The following is a 17420-nucleotide window of genomic DNA, read 5'->3' as shown; positions in this document are numbered from 1 at the left end:
GACCGCAAGGAGACTCTTACGATGCTGTGCCCCATCGACCAGACCACGCTCGTCATGTCCGAGCGCAAGGGGATCGAGATCGACTACTGCCCCACGTGTCGTGGCGTGTGGCTCGACCGTGGTGAGCTCGACAAGGTCATCGACCGCTCGGTGGAGAACGAGATCGCCGCCGAGAACCGGCCGACGACACCGGCCCCTCCCGTCGCCCCGGCGCCCCAGGCGCCGCCGGTGCCGAACCCGGTGCAGGCAGGCCCGTACGGCTCGCCGCAGCCGGCCTACGACCCGAGGTACGACGACCGTCGGCGGGACGACGACCGCCGTTACGACCGGGACCGCCGCTACGACGGCGACCGCCGTTATGACGGCGACCGTCGGTACGACCCGCGCTACAAGAAGAAGCGCAAGGAGTCCTTCCTGGAGGACCTCTTCGACTTCTGACGCTTCGCGTCGTCAGACCGGAAGTGCGCTGCTGCCCAGTGGGTGGCGGCGCACTTCCGCGTTTCCGCGCCGCGGCGCTTGACCTCAGGTTTGGTTGAGGTTCTAGCGTCGTGCAGGACATGACGAGCGGCCGCCGGCCGCGATCTGCGAGGGAGCCGTTGATGAGTGAGCTCGACCTGGGGCCGCTGGGCCTGGTGCTGAACGTGGCGGACGACCGCGCCCACCTCAAGGAGGCGGCGGAGGCCGAGCGCCTGGGCTTCTCCACGCTGTGGCTGGCCGGCGGCCAGCTCGAGACGCTGGAACCGCTGGTCGAGCTGCTGCGCGCGACGGAGAAGGTGGCGGTCGCCCCAGGGATCATCCCGCTGGACCTCCATGGGGTCGCGGACGTCGCCCGCCTCGTCAACCTCCTGGACGACGGCGAGGCGGCGCGGTTCGTCGCGGGCTTCGGCGCTTCCCAGCGGAATGCTCGGCCGCTCGCCGGGCTACGTGCGTTCCTCGACGAGCTGGACACGACGGGCGTGCCGGTGCCTGCCGGTCGCCGGCTCGTCGCGGCGCTCGGTCCGCGCAAGCTGGAGCTCGCCCGCGAGCGCGCGGCGGGCGCCATCACGATGCTGGTGACGCCCGGCTACACAGCATGGGCCCGGGAGATCCTCGGCCCGGACGCGACGCTGGTGGTGCACCAGCTGGTCGTGCTGGACGCCGACGTGGACCGTGCCCGGCAGGCCGTGCGCGGAACGCTCGGCTTCCTGCTGGGTGTCGGCGGGTATGCCGCGAACGCGCGCCGGATGGGTTTCGGTGACGACGACATCGCCGACCTGAGCGACGACCTGGTCGATGCGGTCTCGACCGTCGGTGACGCCGACGCCATCGCTGCCGGAGTGCAGGCACACCTGGACGCCGGGGCTGATCACGTGGCCCTTTCGGTGCTCTCCGACGGCACCCGGCCCGGCGCGATCGAGGTGGCCCGCACGGTAGCCGCCGCGAACCCGGCCCTCGTCCGGTAGATCGTGTCGCCTGCTGCCCAGGTGAGATCAGGCCGGGACCGGCGTTGGCGCCTGCGACGGGTCGACGCGCGCCGCCCGGGCGGGCGGTAGGCGACCGTGTCGCGGGAGCGCGGGACGCTGCAGCCGATGCTGTACCGGCTGCGGGGTATGCGCCCGGGTGCGGGGCCGGTCATGCCGACGGCCGGGGCCCACGCCGGTACCGGTTGACCTGCACGGTTCGGCTGGCCTGCCCGGTTCGGTTGACCGGCAGAGCCCGCGTCCTGACGTCTCACGGGCTCCGGTGGCCGGGGCACGACCGAGACAGCGATGTGTCCCGTCGGTGTGACCGTCTCGACCGCGTGCCGGCCGTCGACCGTGGTGGCCTGCTGCCCCCACCCGGGTGCCTGCTTCGCGTGGTTGCACCGGGCGCACAGGCCCTGCCCGTTCGCGAGGCTGGTCCGCCCACCCTCGGCGTGCGGAAGGATGTGGTCGATGTGCCGCACGGGCGCGTCGCACCACGACGTGCCGCAGACGCCCTGCTCCCGGGCCCGGAGCAACACGGCCAGACCGGGCGGGTGGAACCGGGACGTCGAGGTTGTGGCCAGCAGCCGGCCACGCGGGTCGACATAGATCGCGCGGAGCCACGCCGTGTCGGCGCCGATCCCGTGCGCCGCAAGATTCCGAGCCACCAGGGCCGGGACCGTGCCCGCCCCCGCAGACATACCCTCCGGCACCACACCGGGCTCGCCTCCACCGGCCAGCAGCGTCTGGTCGGAGACCAGCAGGTTGATCGTCACCGGCACCTCCTCCGCCTTACCCGGCTCCCGGCCCGTGACCCGCTCGATCAGGGTGTCAGCCATGATCTGCCCGACACCCCGCCCGTCACCGGCAGCCTTGGTGGCATCGGCGTGCGCCTTGAGCTGCGCATAGGCCTGCACCCCCTGCTGCATCGGCACCAGCGCGGTCAGGTAGACCATCAGGTCGGGCGCCGGACGCACCGAGACCCGCCGCTCCGCCACAGCCTTCACGTTCCGCTTCACACACGCATGCACGTCCAGCTGCGCAGCGAGCGCCTTGACCCTGGCGACCAACCGCTTGGTCCCCAGCCGAGCCAGCTCCGCCAGACCCGCAGGACCACAGACCTCCTCATCGATCCGGGCCCGATGCTCCGGCGTGAGGTGCGACGTCTCCCGCACCATCAGCGTCGCCCGCCACTGCGAGAGCACACCCGTGCGCAGGGCGTCGAACGTATGCGGCATCTGCGTGACCCACGCCCGGGCCGTGCCAAGGAACGCCGCACCCGCGTGCGGGCTGACCTGCATCGCCGCACCAACCTGGTTCGACACCCCACGACCCCGCCGCTCGGCCCGGATCCCCTGGCGGGCCTCGTCAGACTTCGTCGCCTCCGACAGTGCGACAGCCAACCGCGCCTGGGCCGCGGCCACGGTGTTCTTCACCGCCTCCAGCTCACCGAGCAGGTCCACCCACTCCGCCTGCACCTGCTTCGAGACTGACGACGACGTGTCGGTGCCGCCTGGCAGGATCATGCCCGCCAGCAGCTCGCGTACCGCCCGGATACTGGCCGCGTCGGTGGTGACGCCGTCGAACGGCACGGACAGGTCAGGCCCGTCGGCCCTTCGGGATGGCACCTCACCGTTTCGCGTCATGCCATGAAGATATAGCACGCACGTTCGATGCGCTCGTTCAAGTACGGGTTGTCGCCGACAGCGGAAAACGGGCCAGCAGCGCAGCCGAACCCGAGTCGCACCAGGGCCGGGCGTCAGAGGCCTGTCAGAGTCCCGGCACGCGGCGTCAACGTTCCGTCAAGGGAACGGTTCGTCGGGCGCCGTCGGGCATAGACCGGTGTCATGACCGATCTGGCCTACATCCTCCTGACCGTGGTGTTCTTCGCCGCGGTGGCCCTGGTGGCGCGTCGCGCCGCCACGCACGAGCCCGCCACGCACGAGCCCGAAACGCACGGCTCGTCCGCCGACCCCCTGGGGAGGCGGAGGTGAACCCGTTCGACGTCGTGGGCCTGGTGCTCACGCTGGCTGGGCTCGGATACCTCTTCGTGGCGCTGCTGCGCGCCGACCGGACGCGGTGATCACCGTGACCCCGGTACTCGCAGCTGTGGCCCAGATCCTCGTGCTGGTCGCCGCCCTCGCCGCCGTCCACCTGCCGCTCGGCGCCTACCTTGCGCGCACCTACACCAGCCCGAACCACCTGCGGGCCGAGCGCCTCTGGTACCGCGCGGTGCGTGTGGATCCGGACGCCGAGCAGCGCTGGACCACCTACCTGATGTCCCTGCTGGGCTTCTCGCTCGCCTCCGTGCTCCTTCTGTACGGGCTCGGCCGGCTCCAGGCGTACCTGCCGTGGAACCTGGGCTTCACCGGGCTCGACCCGGGCGGGGCCTGGAACACCGCCGTCAGCTTCACCACCAACACGAACTGGCAGTGGTACTCCGGCGAGGCCGCTGCGGGGCACCTGCTGCAGATGTCCGGCCTCGCCGTGCAGAACTTCGTCTCTGCGGCCGTCGGCATGGCGGTCGCGATCGCCCTGGTGCGCGGCTTCGCCCGCTCCGGCACCGACGCCCGCGTCGGCAACTTCTGGTCCGACCTGACCCGCGGCGTGGTCCGCGTCCTCCTGCCGCTCTCCGTCGTCGCGGGGATCGTCCTGATGGCGGGCGGCGCCATCCAGAACCTGGACCCGCACACGGCGATCAGCACCGTGGAGGGCGCCACCCAGCACGTGCTGGGCGGCCCGGTCGCCTCGCAGGAGGCCATCAAGAACCTCGGCACCAACGGCGGCGGATTCTTCAACGCCAACTCGGCGCACCCCTACGAGAACCCGACGCCGTTCACGAACCTCGTCGAGATCTTCCTGCTGCTGCTCATCCCGTTCACCCTGCCGCGGGCGTTCGGCATCATGGTCGGCGACCGCCGCCAGGGCTGGGCGATCCTCGGCGTCATGGCCGGTCTGTGGGCGGCGTCGCTGGCGCTGACCACCTGGGCCGAGCTGGCAGGCCCCGGCGCAGCGCCCCAGGCGGCGGGTGCCGCGATGGAGGGCAAGGAGTCCCGGTTCGGGCTCGCCGCGAGCGCCCTGTTCGGGGTGTCGACGACGGCGACGTCGACGGGGTCGGTGAACTCGATGCACGACTCGTTCACGGCGCCGGGCGGCGGCATGCTGCTGTTCAACATGCTGCTGGGCGAGGTGGCGCCGGGCGGGGTGGGGGCAGGCCTGTACGGGATGCTCCTGCTGGCGGTGGTCGCGGTGTTCGTCGCCGGTCTGATGGTGGGCCGTACCCCGGAGTACCTGGGCAAGAAGATCGGCCGTCCGGAGATGACGATCGTCGCGCTCTACGTGCTGGCGGTGCCCGCGCTGGTGCTGGTCGGCACGGCGGTGGCCGTCGTCGTCGAGCCGGGGCTCGCGGGTATCCAGGACCCGGGCCCGCACGGTCTGTCCGAGGTGTTGTACGCGTTCGCGTCGGCGGCGAACAACAACGGGTCGGCGTTCGCCGGCCTGGCCACGGGCACGCCCTTCTACGAGGTGGCGCAGGGCCTGGCGATGCTGGCCGGGCGCTTCGTCCCGATAGCTCTGGTGCTTGCCCTGGCCGGCCGGCTCGCGAGCCAGACGGCGGTCCCTGCGACGTCGGGCACCCTGCCGACGCACCGCCCGCTGTTCGCCGGCCTGCTCGCCGCGGTGGCGCTCGTCGTCGTCGGGCTCACCTTCATTCCCGTCCTGTCCCTCGGTCCCGTTGTGGAGTCCCTGTCATGACCATCGACACCCGGAGCGTCCCTGAGGCTCCCCCGGAAGTACCCGCCGAGACCCGGCACCGTCCGCAGCGTTCGGTCCCGCGTGCCCTGACCTGGGCGCAGCTGCGGGCGGCGCTCCCTGGTGCGCTGCGGAAGCTCGACCCGCGCGTGCTGTACACGTCGCCGGTGATGTTCGTGGTGGAGGTGGGTGCGTTCGTCACGACGGTGCTCGCGATCCTCGAGCCGGGCGTGTTCGCCGGCTGGACGGCCGGGTGGCTGTGGGCGACCGTGTTCTTCGCGACGCTGGCCGAGTCGGTGGCGGAGTCGCGCGGCAAGGCGCAGGCCTCCTCCCTGCGGGCCACCCAGAAGCAGACGACGGCGCGCAAGGTCACCGCGCCGCAGGACGCGCTGGCGTCGGGCTCCCGCCTGGACCTCCTGCCGACGGTCGAGGTGCCGTCCTCGGCGCTCCAGGTGGGCGACGTCGTGGTCGTCGCCGCGGGCGAGATCCTGCCGGGCGACGGCGACGTCATCGAGGGCGTCGCGTCGGTGGACGAGTCGGCGGTGACGGGCGAGTCGGCCCCTGTCATCAGGGAGTCCGGTGGTGACCGGTCGGCGGTCACGGGCGGCACCGTCGTGCTGTCCGACCGGATCGTCGTGCGGATCACGGCGCCGGCAGGCTCCACGTTCGTGGACCGGATGATCGCGCTGGTGGAGGGCAGCGAGCGGCAGAAGACGCCGAACGAGGTGGCGCTGAACATCCTGCTCACGTCGCTCACCATCGTGTTCCTCCTGGCGGTCGCGACGCTGCAGCCGTTCGCGGTGTACTCGGGCTCGCGGCAGTCGCTGCTGGTCCTGGTGGCGCTGCTGGTCTGCCTGATCCCGACGACGATCGGCGCACTGCTGAGCGCCATCGGCATCGCGGGGATGGACCGGCTGGTGCAGCGCAACGTGCTGGCGATGTCGGGCCGCGCGGTCGAGGCGGCCGGCGACGTCGATGTGCTGCTGCTCGACAAGACCGGCACCATCACCTACGGCAACCGCCGGGCCACGGAGGTGCTGCCGGTGGGCGGCGTGACCCCGGACGAGCTGGCCGCAGCGGCGCGCCTGGCGTCGCTGGCGGACGAGACCCCGGAGGGGCGCAGCATCGTCGACCTGGTCGACTCCCACTACCCCTCCTCGGTTGAGCGCGGGCGGTCTGTGGGGTCGGAGCCCGCTGACCCCACCCGTACCCAGGGTGGGGCGGGGCTACCTGCCGGAGCCGAGCTGGTGGCCTTTTCGGCCCAGACCCGGATGTCGGGGGTCGACCTCCCCGCCCCGGCGTCGGACGCAGCCGACGTCTCGGAGGTGCGGATCAGGAAGGGCGCAGGCAGCGCCGTGCAGCTCTGGGTGCACAGCACCGGCGCGCGGCCCGCCCCCGCCCAGGCGGAGGAGCTGGCGGCCCACGTCGACGCCGTGTCCCGGGCGGGCGGCACGCCGCTCGTCGTCGCCGAGCAGGTGGGGGAGGCCCCTGCGCGGGTGCTCGGCGTCGTCCGGCTCAAGGACGTCGTCAAGGAGGGCATGCGCGAGCGGTTCGACGAACTGCGCGCCATGGGCATCCGGTCCGTCATGGTCACGGGCGACAACGCGGTGACCGCGCGGGCGATCGCCGCAGAGGCGGGCATCGACGACGTCCTGGCCGAGGCGACCCCCGAGGACAAGCTCGCCCTGATCCGCCGCGAGCAGGAGGGCGGCAAGCTCGTCGCGATGGCGGGGGACGGCACCAACGACGCTCCCGCGCTCGCCCAGTCCGACGTCGGCGTCGCGATGAACACCGGGACGTCCGCCGCCAAGGAGGCGGGCAACATGGTGGACCTGGACTCCGACCCCACCAAGCTCATCGAGATCGTGGAGATCGGCAAGCAGCTGCTCATCACGCGCGGCGCCCTGACGACGTTCTCCGTCGCCAACGACGTCGCGAAGTACTTCGCGATCCTGCCCGCCATGTTCATGACCGTGTTCCCGCAGCTCGAGGTGCTCAACATCATGCGGCTGGCGAGCCCCGGCTCGGCGATCCTGTCGGCCGTCATCTTCAACGCGCTGATCATCCTCGTGCTGATCCCGCTGGCTCTGCGCGGCGTGCGGTACCGGCCGGCGTCGGCGTCGGCCCTGCTGCGGCGCAACCTGCTGATCTACGGCCTCGGCGGCCTGGTCGCCCCGTTCGTCGGGATCAAGCTCATCGACCTCGTCGTCTCGCTGCTCCCGGGCCTGTAGCCCGGAGAAGAAAGGAACTGACATGGCAACGACCACAGCGGCGAGCGATCTCGCCACGCTGACCCGTCACTCGCTGGCCGGGCTGCGCATGCTGCTCGCCTTCACCCTCGTGACCGGGCTGGCCTATCCGCTCGCGATGACCGCCGTCGGGCAGGTGGCCTTCGGCTGGCAGGCCGACGGCTCGCTCCTGACGTCCGGCGGCGCACGCACCACCTCGCGGGACGACGCCGCCGGCTCGGCGCTGCTCGCCCAGGGCTTCACGGGCGAGCAGTACTTCCACCCCCGGCCGTCCGCAGGCCAGTACGACACCCTCGCGTCCGGCGGGTCCAACCTCGGCCCGCTCAACCCCGACCTGGTCGCCTCCATCGAGGAGCGCAAGGCCGCTGTCGCAGCGGCCAACGGCGTGGACCCGGCCGACGTCCCCGCCGACGCCGTCACGGCGTCGGCCTCGGGCGCCGACCCGCACGTCAGCCCCGAGTACGCGGCGGTCCAGGTGGCGCGGGTCGCCCAGGCGCGCGGCCTGCCCGACGCCGACGTGGCCCACCTGGTGGCGCAGCACACCGCCGGACGCGACCTGGGCGTGCTCGGCGAGCCACGGGTCAACGTCCTGGAGCTCAACCTCGCTCTCGATGTCGCACACTGAGGCCATGACCACCGGACGCCGGGGCCGCCTCACCGTCTACCTCGGGGCGGCCCCTGGCGTGGGCAAGACCTACGCCATGCTCGACGAGGCGTGCCGTCGTCGCGCACGGGGCACCGACGTCGTGATCGGCCTCGTGGAGACGCACGGCCGGGCCGCGACGGTCGACCGGATCAGGGACCTGGAGATGGTTCCGCGGCGGCTCGTCGAGCACCGCGGGACCACGCTCACCGAGCTCGACGTGGCGGCGGTGCTGGACCGCGCCCCCAAGGTGGCGCTCGTGGACGAGCTCGCGCACACCAACGCCCCCGGGTCCCGGCACACCAAGCGCTGGCAGGACGTGCACGACCTGCTCGACGCGGGCATCGACGTGGTCACCACGGTCAACGTGCAGCACCTCGCGTCCCTGACCGACGACGTCGAGGCGATCACCGGCGTCCGGCAGCGCGAGACGGTGCCCGACCAGGTGGTGCGCGACGCCGACCAGATCCAGCTCGTCGACCTCTCGCCCCAGCAGCTCCGGCGCCGGCTCGCCCACGGCAACGTGTACCGGGCCGAGCAGATCGACGCGTCCATGTCGTCGTACTTCCGCGTCGGTAACCTGACGGCGCTGCGCGAGCTCGCCCTGCTCTGGCTCGCCGACCGCGTCGACGACGCCCTGACCAGGTACCGCGCCGACCACGCGATCGACGGCACGTGGCCCGCCCGCGAGCGCATCGTCGTCGCCGTCACCGGGGGCCCCGAGACGGAGACGCTGCTGCGCCGGGGTGCGCGCATCGCGCAGCGCGCGGCAGGCACGGAGCTGCTGGCCGTGCACGTGCTGCCGACGGACGGGCTGCCGTCGACGCCGTCGGCCACCATCGGGGCGCACCGGGCCCTGGCGGAGTCGCTCGGCGGCACGTTCCACACGGTCGTGGGGGAGGACGTGCCGTCGGCCGTCGTGGACTTCGCGCGCGGGGTCAACGCGACGATGATCGTGGTGGGCGTGTCGAGGCACAGCGTGTGGCGACAGGCGCTGCTCGGTTCCTCCGGCGCGGAGATCGCGCGCCTGTCCGGCGCCATCGACGTGCACCTGGTGACGCACGAGCGGGCCCGTGTCGGGGTGGGGGTGGGATCCCGGTACTCGTCGCTGTCGCCGGGCCGCAGGGCTGCGGGGTGGGGGTCGGCGCTCGCGGTGCCCGCGCTCCTGACCGCGATCCTGCTGCTGATCGGCCGGGACGACGTGGCCCTCGCGACCGAGGCCATGCTGCTGCTGGCCGGCGTGGTCGGGGTGGCCCTGATCGGCGGCCTGTGGCCGGCCGTCGTGGCCGCGATCGTGTCGAACCTCTGTCTCAACTGGTTCTTCACGCCCCCGGTGACCCGGTGGACGATCGCAGAGGCGGAGAACGTGCTCGCGCTCGCGGTGTTCGTGGTGGTCGCCATCGCCGTGGCGTCCGTGGTCGACCTCGCGGCGCGGCGCACCACCCAGGCCTACCGGGCCCGTGCAGAGGCGTCCACGCTGGCCGCGTTGTCGCGCTCGGTGCTGTCCGGGCAGGACACGGCCCAGGCGATCGTGCAGCGGTTGGCGCAGACCTTCGCGATGGCCGACGTGCGGCTGGAGGAGCGTGCCGACGACCGCGCGCCGTGGGTGGTCGTCGCGCACGAGTCGCGGGGCGCCGAGCCGTTCCCGGACGGGCCCGTGACCGAGGTGGCGATCGACGACCGGCACCGCCTGCTCCTGTCCGGCCGGGTGCTCCCGGCGACGGACCGGCAGGTGGTCGAGGCGTTCGGGGCGCAGGCGGGGATCGTCCTGGAGCACCGGCGTCTGCGCGAGCAGGCGGCGCAGGCGGAGGTGCTGGAGCAGACCGAGCGCACGCGCACGGCGCTGCTCGCCGCGGTCTCCCACGACCTGCGCACCCCGCTGGCCGTGATCCGCACGGCCGTGGACGGGCTCGCCTCGCCCGACGTCGAGCTCGACCGGGAGGACCGCGACACCCTGACGGCGACGATCGCCGACTCGACCCACCGCCTCGAGCGGCTCATCGGCAACCTCCTCGACCTGTCGCGCCTCCAGACCGGGGCCGTCCGCCCGGCCCTGCGCGCCGCGTCGCTGGAGGAGGTGGTGCCGATCGCCGTCGAGCCGTGGCTGTCCGCGCTGGCGCTCGACGTGCCGGAGGACCTCCCGCTCGTGCACACCGACCCGGGCCTGTTCGAGCGGGTGGTGGCGAACGTGGTCTCCAACGCGGTGCGGCACTCCCCGCCCGGGGCGAAGGTCCTGGTCACCGCTTCTGCGGTCCGCGAATCGGTGCAGGTGCGGGTCGCCGACGCCGGTCCGGGGGTGCCCGACGACCGCAAGGCCACCATGTTCGAGCCGTTCCAGCGCCTCGACGACACGAGTGTCGACGGGCTCGGCCTCGGGCTGGCCGTCGCGTCGGGCCTCGCGGCCGCCGTCGGCGCCCGGATCGCCGCGGAGGACACCCCGGGCGGGGGCCTGACGATGGTGCTCACGGTGCCCCGCGCCCGGGACGCCGAGCGTGATGGGATGGTCCAGTGATCGGTGAGCCGGGGGGCGGGGGCGAGCGGGCGTCGGCGTCGGGCAACCGGGTGCTCGTGGTGGACGACGACGCGGCGCTGGCCCGCGCGCTGACCATCAACCTGCGGGCGCACGGCTGGGACGTGACCGCAGCACCGACGGGCGCGGCGGCCCTGGACGCGGTCGCGTCGGCCCGGCCGGACGTGGTGCTGCTCGACCTCGGCCTGCCCGACATGCCGGGCCTCGACGTCATCGAGGGGATCCGCGGCTGGACGCGGGTGCCGATCGTGGTGCTGTCCGCGCGCCAGCTCGGTGACGACAAGGTCGACGCCCTGGACGCCGGCGCCGACGACTACGTGACCAAGCCGTTCGCGATGAACGAGCTGCTCGCTCGGCTACGGGCAGCGGTCCGCCGGGCGGAGCCGGCCCAGTCGGAGGAACCGGTGGTCACGGCGGGCGAGCTGCGGATCGACCTGGCGCGCCGCCAGGTGTCCCGGGCCGGTGCCGAGGTGCGGCTCAGCCCCACCGAGTGGGCGCTGCTGGAGGTGCTGGTGCGCAACCGCGGCCGGCTCGTGGACCGCAAGCTCTTGCTGCACGAGGTCTGGGGCCCCGCGTACTCGACCGAGACCAACTACCTGCGCGTCTACACGGCGCAGCTGCGGCGCAAGCTGGAGCGGGACCCGTCCCACCCGCGCCACATCCTCACCCACCCGGGAGCGGGCTACCGGTTCGAGGCGGAGCCGGCTCCCGAAGGTTCGCAGTGACCAAGGCATCTGGCCGGACCGGGCGCGGGCGACACCTGGAAATCGGGATGTGTCACCGGGGGGTAGACACCTTCTACTCTCCGCAACACGATCCGATTCCTACGTGTTGGGTCCGGGGCGTTGCGGCGGTTCGGACTCCGAGCCGCTCACCGTCCGCATCCCCAGCACGACGCCGACCACCACGACGGCGACGCCCGACCACACGACCGGTCCGGGCACCGGGCCCCCGAGCAGCACGCCGCCCACCGCCGACGCTACCGGCACCACGCCGGTGAAGAGCCCTGCCCGCCCTGGCCCGATCCGGCCGACCGCCGTGTACCAGAGCAGGAACGCCACGACCGTGACGCCCAGCGCGAGGTGCAGCGTGGCAGGCAGGTGCTCCGGCCGCAGGGTCAGGACGGCGCCGGCCCCCTCCGTCGCCAGGCTGAGCACCCAGAGCGCCACGGCCGCGATCCAGACGGCATGGAGCGACACACCGTGCGGCCCGAGCCGGCGCAGCACGGGCACTGCCAGCAACGTGAACCCGGCCTCGCAGAGCAGTGTCAGCAGCGCGTAGCCCAGACCGGCGGCATCGGTGCGCCCACCGCCGGTCACCAGGACGGCGCCGAGGGTCACGACGACCGCAGCTACCACCACGACCGGCGTCGGCCGGGTATGCCCGAGCAGCGGACCCACCAGCGCCAGCAGGATGGGCACCGCCGCGACGGCGACGCCGATCACCGCGGGCTCTGCGTGCGCGACGCCGCGCACCACTCCCACGTTGAACAGCACCAGCCCGGTCAGCGCGACGCCCGCCAGCCAGGCCCACTCCCTGCCGCGGGGTACCGGGACCGAGCGCCCGGTGCACCGCAGGACCAGGAGCAGCACCAGGGCGGCCAGCGTGTACCGGATCGCCTGCACCGCGAAGAGCGGGGCGTCGGCAAGCACACCCGACACCGCCACCTGGCTGCCGACCAGCGCCATCCCGATACCTGCGTACAGCGGCCCGGACCATGGTCTCGCCGGTCGGCCGGTGCGCTCGATCGGGGTCGCCGGCTGTGTACTGGTTGTCATGTCCGCGAGCCTGCTCCGAGTTTGGTATATCTGACAGAGCCAAGATCACGACGATCAAGGGGACCAAGATGTCCGGGGCCGACTTTCTCCAGCTCGATCCGGCGCGGGCCGGCCGCGGGAACCTGACCGCGTGGCTGGCCGAGGCGGTGCGGGCCGCGGTGTCCGACGGCCGGCTCGCCCCGGGCGACCGGCTGCCCGCGACCCGCGTCCTCGCCGATCAGCTCGGCTGTTCGCGCGGCGTGGTGGTCGACGCCTACCGGCGACTCACCGACGAGGGACTGCTGGCAGGCCGGCACGGAGGAGGCACGACGGTCCGCGCGGCGTGGGTCCCGTCGCCCGCCCGGCAGCCGCGCCCCGACGACGGCGCGCGGCCAGCCGCGACGTCGGGCCTGGCGGGCGTTCTGCCCGACCCGACCGCCGCGTCGGCACGGGACTCGCGAGCCGACCTGATCGACCTGTCGCCCGGCCTGCCGGACCTGTCCGCGTTCCCCCGCGCAGCCTGGGCCCGCGCGGAACGGTCGGCGCTGACCGGTCTGTCGTCGAGCGAGCTCGGCTACGGCGACCCGCGCGGCCTGCCCGCGCTCCGCGAGGCGCTGGCCGGCTGGCTCGCGCGCACCCGGGGGATCCGCGCGCACCCGGACGGCATCCTCGTGGTCAACGGCGTCTCCCAGGGCCTCATGCTGCTTGCTCGCGCGCTCGGCGCACAGGGCCTCCGCCGGATCGGGTTCGAGGACCCGGGTTCCTTCGGCGCGCGCGAGCACCTCCGGCGGTGGGGCCTGGAGCCCGTGCCCGTCCCCGTGGACGGTGCCGGGCTGGACGTGGGCGCGCTCCGCCGGACCGGGGTCGACGCCGTGGTGGTCACCCCGGCGCACCAGTTCCCCACGGGTGTCGTGCTCGCCCCGGAGCGCCGCCGTGAGCTGATCGCCTGGGCGCGCGCCGCACCGCCGTCGGGGCCTGGCCGCCTGGCCGGACGTCTGGTCATCGAGGACGACTACGACGCCGAGCACCGCTACGACCGGCCACCCGTCCCGGCGCTGCGCGCGCTCGCGCCCGACCAGGTGGTCCATCTCGGCAGCGTGTCCAAGTCGCTCGCCCCGGCGATCCGCATCGGCTGGCTGCTCGCGCCGGCTGCGCTGCAGGCCGAGCTGGTGGAGGCCCGCTACTGGACCGACCTGGCCAGCCCGGCGCTGCCGCAGCTCGCCCTGGCGCACTTCATCACGACCGGCGGGTTCGAACGGCACCTCCGCCAGGTCCGACGGCGGCATCGCGCCCGCCGCGATGCCCTGCTCGCGGCGCTCGCTGCCCACCTGCCCGACAGCACCGCCCACGGGGTGGCCGCCGGCCTGCACCTGCTGGTGACCGTGCCCGGCATGGACGACGTCGCGGTGGTCCGCCGAGCGGGCGAGGCAGGGGTGCGCGTGCAGCCCCTCTCGGCGCACCGACTGGGCGCAGGACCGCCGGGCCTGGTGATCGGCTACGCGGCGAACACCCCCGACCGGCTGCGCGAGGCGGTGGGGCGGATTGCGCAGGGAGTTTGACGTGAACAGCTCGCTCTGCCGAGTTCTGACGAAATACTTGACCGCCATTCACGCAGCAGTGAGGCCCTTTCCTGGAAATCCGGGAAAGGGCCTCGCCGTAGCCCTTTTTCACCAGCCCACCGTTCGCGAACGGCTGGCGGAAAAGGCGTCAGATACCGGACGTGCTGGCGGCGTCCGGCGGGTTGAGGGGGCTGTTCGTCACGTCCCGGGGAGGGGGACCGGGAGCGGCACGGGGACCCCGCCGCCGAGAAGGCCGAGAACGGCGGCGAGAAGACCGTCGACCGCACCGAGCACGGTGTCCAGCAGGCCGTCGGTCGGGAGGGGGAGGGGCACCGGAAGGTCCGGGACCGGGACGTCGGGCACGGGGACGTCCGGCACCGGGTTGTCCACGGGGACGTCGGGCAGGCCTTCCACGGGGACGTCCGGCACGGGGTTGTCCGCCGGGACGTCGGTGACGGCCTCGGCCTCGGCCGCGAGATCGGCTTCGGTAGCGACGTCCGCCTCTGCCGCGGCGTCGGCCTCGGCGGCCACGTCGGTCTCGGTCTCGGTCGCGACGTCTGCTTCGGCCTCTGCCTCTGCCTCGGTCGCGACGTCGGGCCCTGCCTCCGCTGCGACGTCGGTCTCCGCCTCGACCTCGGTGGCGACCTCCGGAGCAGTCTCGGTCTCGGTCTGGGTCTCGGCTGCGACGTCCGGCACGGGGTCGGCCGCCGTGACGGCCGCCGGCGCGTCGCCCTCGGCCATCACCAGTGCGCTCGCACCTGTGGTGGCTGCGCAGACCATGGCCGTCGAGACGGCCGCGGTAACGACAGCACGACTGATTACACGGAATCCTCGGATCATGGTGTTTCCCCTCGAATAGCTCCGTTGAAAACAGCGGTGGAGCACACGCGTGTGTTCACCAGGAAGAAGAGTCCGACGCCACTTTCACCCTGTCAATCGGAACGCATGGAAGAATTCAAGGAATGAAATAAGACATTCCAGGATCGAACTCTGCGGCAGAGCGCCAGGAATACCCGTAACCCAGACATCACAGTGGTGATACAGGACGATCGTCCAGGTCAGGAGTACCGTTCCAGGCGCCACAGGGACGTGACCTCGCGCCGCCGTGCTTCGTGCAGCGCGTCGGCGGCGTCGCTGGCTCTGGGGTGCTGCGGGTTCGTGTCGTGCCGGCCGGCGACCCGCAGCCCGGCGTCGGAGATGCGGGTGAGGAGCTCGTCGCGCGTCCGCAGCCCGAGGTGCTCGGCCAGGTCCGAGAGGACGAGCCAGCCCTCGCCCGCCGGTGTGAGGTGCTCGGCGAGGCCGTCGAGGAACCGGTGGAGCAGGTCCGAGCCGGCGTCGTAGATCCCGAGCTCCAGAGCCGAGGTCGGGCGCGCGGGCAGCCACGGCGGGTTGCAGACGATCAGGTCGGCCCCGCCGTCCGGCCACAGGTCGGCCTCGACGACCCGCGCCCGCTCGGCGAGCCCGAGCCGGTGGAGGTTCGCACGGGCGCAGGCCACGGCCCGGGGATTGATGTCGGTGGCGACGACCAGCCCTGCGCCGCGGCGCGCCAGGACCGCCGCGAGCACGCCGGTCCCGGTACCGAGGTCGAAGGCCACCACGGGGGCGTCCCCGCCAGGGAACGGCGCGTCCGCGACCAGGTCGACGTACTCGCCGCGCACCGGGGAGAAGACGCCGTACGCGGGGTGGATGCGCTCGCCCAGCGCGCCGATCTCGACGCCCTGCCGGTGCCACTGGTAGGCGCTCAGCACCCCGACGAGCTCCGTGAGCGCGACGCACGTCCCACCGGTGTCGCCGTCGGGCTGGGCGTCCGCTCCGTCGTCGATCCCGTTGCCGGCTGTGCCGTAGGCGTGGTCGGCAGCCTCGCGGACGTCGGGCGCGCGGCGCAGCGCCAGGGTGTGGTCCGGCTCCAGCAGGACCAGCAGGCTCCCGAGGAGCCGGGCCCGCTCGGCTCGCTCGGCGCGGTGGCGGTGGAACAGCGCGGCCGTGCCGCTCCCCACGGTGTCGCGACGTGTGCTGCCCGACGTGCGCCCCCTGGTCCGGGCGGAGCGGGACCGCTCGTGCAGGCGGTCCATGGCGCGCAGCAGCTGCCGGGCGTTGTGGAAGTCGCCCCGCCACAGCAGACCGGTGCCGCCGTGTGCCATGCGGTAGGCGGCCTTGGCCGTGGTGGCGTCGTCGACGACGACCACGCGGGCCGGTGCGGGGGTGCTGTTCTCGGAGCGCCAGCGGGCGGAGCGGGGCGCCCCGTTCTCGGACCAGCGGACCACGGACATGACGTACTCCTGAAAGAATCGAAGGTGCCGGACCATGCCCGTGGTCACGGCGGATCCTTCCCGTCATGCGTAGTCATATCGTCTCACGGCCCCGCAGTCACCGGTGAGGCCCCGGAATTCCTCTCGTCAGGTCCTGCGGACGGTTGGCATGATCGCCGCATGACCCGTGTGCGACCCACCTGGCCCGACCTCCCTGAGCACGTGCGCGACGCCATCGTCGCGAAGGTCGGCGCGCCGGTCACCGGGTGGGCCTCGCACGACGGCGGCTACTCGCCCGGCTGGGCGCTCACCCTGGGATCGGCGGCCGGCAGCGTCTTCGTGAAGGTCGCCTCGACCGAGCACGAGGTCGCCGCACGCCTGCACCGCCGGGAGGCAGTACGCGCGGCGGCCCTGCCCGACGGGGTGCCGGCGCCCGCCTTCCGCTGGATCCTCGAGCTGCCCGACGCCGAGGGCGCTGACCCGGCATGGGTGGTCATCGCCTCCGACGTCGTCAGCGGGCGCGAGCTCCGGACCGAGCCGTGGGACCTCGACGACCTCGACCGGCTGCAGCACCTCGCCCGCCGCATCGCCCGGCACGAGGTGCCGGACGGTGGTGCGTACCCCGCCTTCGCCGACCACACCTGGCCAGAGGCCGCCCTGCTGGCTGACGAGCGCCCCGCGGGTCTGGCGGCCTACGACCCGTGGCTGGCAGAGAACCTCGACCGTATCGCGGGGACTGCGGCACCCGAGCGGCAGGCCGAGGCGTTCGCCGGCCAGCACCTGGTGCACGGCGACCTGCGCGCCGACAACGCGCTCGTCGTCCGCCGGGCCGACGGTGTGGAGGAGGCGGTGGCCGTGGACTGGCCGCACGCGATGCGGGGCGCGCCGTTCCTGAACCAGACCGGCATGCTCCCGGCGGTGCACGCGGGCGGCGGGCCGGCCCCGGAGGAGGTTCTGCTGCGGACACCGCTCCCGGCGGACGTCGACCCCGAGGCGGTCACCGTGTGGGTGGCGGTCCTGACGGCCTACTTCACGCGCAGCTCGCTGCTGGACCCGCCGCCCGGCATCCCGCACGTGCGCGCGTTCCAGCGGATCCAGGCCGAGGCCTGCATCCCGTGGCTCCGCGACCGGCTGCGCGCCGGGTAGACGAGAGCGGGACGCAAAAGGTCCGCTTCCATCATGCGATCAGGCATGGTCTGGGCGCCGGAAGCATGCCAGATCGCATGGTGGAAGCGGACCGT

The 17420-nt window shown here is 73.1% G+C and carries 15 protein-coding genes; 11 read left to right on the top strand and 4 right to left on the bottom strand.

Going from position 1 to position 17420, the window contains the following annotated elements:
• Positions 1–21 precede the first annotated feature (21 nt).
• Both ACFS27_RS25755 and ACFS27_RS25750 read left to right on the top strand, forming a co-directional pair.
• A complete protein-coding gene (locus ACFS27_RS25755) occupies positions 22–438 on the top strand; it encodes a TFIIB-type zinc ribbon-containing protein (RefSeq protein WP_377189514.1) in 417 nt (138 codons plus the stop codon).
• Positions 439–599: 161 nt separating this feature from the next.
• Positions 600–1442, top strand: a complete 843-nt coding sequence (locus tag ACFS27_RS25750; protein WP_377189511.1) for a TIGR03620 family F420-dependent LLM class oxidoreductase — start codon at positions 600–602, stop codon at positions 1440–1442.
• On the opposite strand, the gene ACFS27_RS25745 is transcribed toward ACFS27_RS25750, so the two are convergent.
• Positions 1346–2968, bottom strand: a complete 1623-nt coding sequence (locus tag ACFS27_RS25745) for an HNH endonuclease (RefSeq protein WP_377191190.1) — start codon at positions 2966–2968, stop codon at positions 1346–1348. The genes ACFS27_RS25750 and ACFS27_RS25745 overlap by 97 nt on opposite strands.
• Before the next feature lie 321 nt (positions 2969–3289).
• On the opposite strand from ACFS27_RS25745, the gene ACFS27_RS25740 reads away from it, so the two are divergent.
• Genes ACFS27_RS25740 through ACFS27_RS25710 form a run of 7 tightly spaced genes read left to right on the top strand, consistent with a single transcriptional unit; the run spans position 3290 to position 11339 of the window.
• Positions 3290–3436: a hypothetical protein gene (locus tag ACFS27_RS25740; protein WP_377189508.1), complete on the top strand. Its 147-nt coding sequence runs from the start codon at positions 3290–3292 to the stop codon at positions 3434–3436.
• Entirely contained in the window at positions 3433–3525 is a 93-nt protein-coding gene (gene kdpF, locus ACFS27_RS25735; protein WP_253868547.1) for a K(+)-transporting ATPase subunit F, read from the top strand. Before ACFS27_RS25740 ends, kdpF begins: the two co-directional genes overlap by 4 nt.
• Positions 3525–5195, top strand: a complete 1671-nt coding sequence (gene kdpA / locus ACFS27_RS25730; RefSeq protein ID WP_449302016.1) for a potassium-transporting ATPase subunit KdpA — start codon at positions 3525–3527, stop codon at positions 5193–5195. Before kdpF ends, kdpA begins: the two co-directional genes overlap by 1 nt.
• Complete coding sequence (gene kdpB / locus ACFS27_RS25725; RefSeq protein ID WP_377189502.1) at positions 5192–7423, top strand: potassium-transporting ATPase subunit KdpB; 2232 nt, start codon at positions 5192–5194, stop codon at positions 7421–7423. Before kdpA ends, kdpB begins: the two co-directional genes overlap by 4 nt.
• A 22-nt stretch (positions 7424–7445) precedes the next feature.
• Complete coding sequence (gene kdpC / locus ACFS27_RS25720) at positions 7446–8066, top strand: potassium-transporting ATPase subunit KdpC (RefSeq protein WP_377189500.1); 621 nt, start codon at positions 7446–7448, stop codon at positions 8064–8066.
• 4 nt (positions 8067–8070) lie between these two features.
• Complete coding sequence (locus tag ACFS27_RS25715; protein ID WP_377189497.1) at positions 8071–10596, top strand: DUF4118 domain-containing protein; 2526 nt, start codon at positions 8071–8073, stop codon at positions 10594–10596.
• Positions 10593–11339 (top strand): response regulator, encoded by a 747-nt coding sequence (locus ACFS27_RS25710; protein WP_377189494.1) that lies wholly within the window; start codon positions 10593–10595, stop codon positions 11337–11339. The genes ACFS27_RS25715 and ACFS27_RS25710 overlap by 4 nt, the downstream gene beginning before the upstream one ends.
• A 99-nt stretch (positions 11340–11438) precedes the next feature.
• On the opposite strand, the gene ACFS27_RS25705 is transcribed toward ACFS27_RS25710, so the two are convergent.
• The gene (locus tag ACFS27_RS25705; protein ID WP_377189491.1) at positions 11439–12392 is read right to left on the bottom strand and encodes a DMT family transporter; all 954 of its coding nucleotides are present in this window, start codon (positions 12390–12392) and stop codon (positions 11439–11441) included.
• A 68-nt stretch (positions 12393–12460) separates the two neighbouring features.
• Between ACFS27_RS25705 and pdxR the strand changes: the two genes are divergently transcribed.
• Positions 12461–13930 carry a MocR-like pyridoxine biosynthesis transcription factor PdxR gene (pdxR, locus tag ACFS27_RS25700; RefSeq protein WP_377189488.1) on the top strand — a complete coding sequence of 490 codons (1470 nt, stop codon included), beginning with the start codon at positions 12461–12463 and terminating at the stop codon, positions 13928–13930.
• Between the two features lie 198 nt (positions 13931–14128).
• On the opposite strand, the gene ACFS27_RS25695 is transcribed toward pdxR, so the two are convergent.
• Together ACFS27_RS25695 and ACFS27_RS25690 are read right to left on the bottom strand one after the other, a co-directional pair.
• Positions 14129–14770, bottom strand: a complete 642-nt coding sequence (locus tag ACFS27_RS25695; protein WP_377189485.1) for a hypothetical protein — start codon at positions 14768–14770, stop codon at positions 14129–14131.
• Between the two features lie 218 nt (positions 14771–14988).
• Positions 14989–16248 carry a methyltransferase gene (locus ACFS27_RS25690; protein ID WP_377189482.1) on the bottom strand — a complete coding sequence of 420 codons (1260 nt, stop codon included), beginning with the start codon at positions 16246–16248 and terminating at the stop codon, positions 14989–14991.
• Between the two features lie 111 nt (positions 16249–16359).
• Between ACFS27_RS25690 and ACFS27_RS25685 the strand changes: the two genes are divergently transcribed.
• The gene (locus ACFS27_RS25685) at positions 16360–17325 is read left to right on the top strand and encodes a hypothetical protein (RefSeq protein ID WP_377189479.1); all 966 of its coding nucleotides are present in this window, start codon (positions 16360–16362) and stop codon (positions 17323–17325) included.
• The last annotated feature ends 95 nt before the right edge of the window (positions 17326–17420 follow it).

Source organism: Promicromonospora vindobonensis (assembly GCF_042685865.1).
GTDB lineage: Bacteria > Actinomycetota > Actinomycetes > Actinomycetales > Cellulomonadaceae > Promicromonospora > Promicromonospora vindobonensis.
This window is presented reverse-complemented; position numbering and strand designations above follow the sequence as displayed.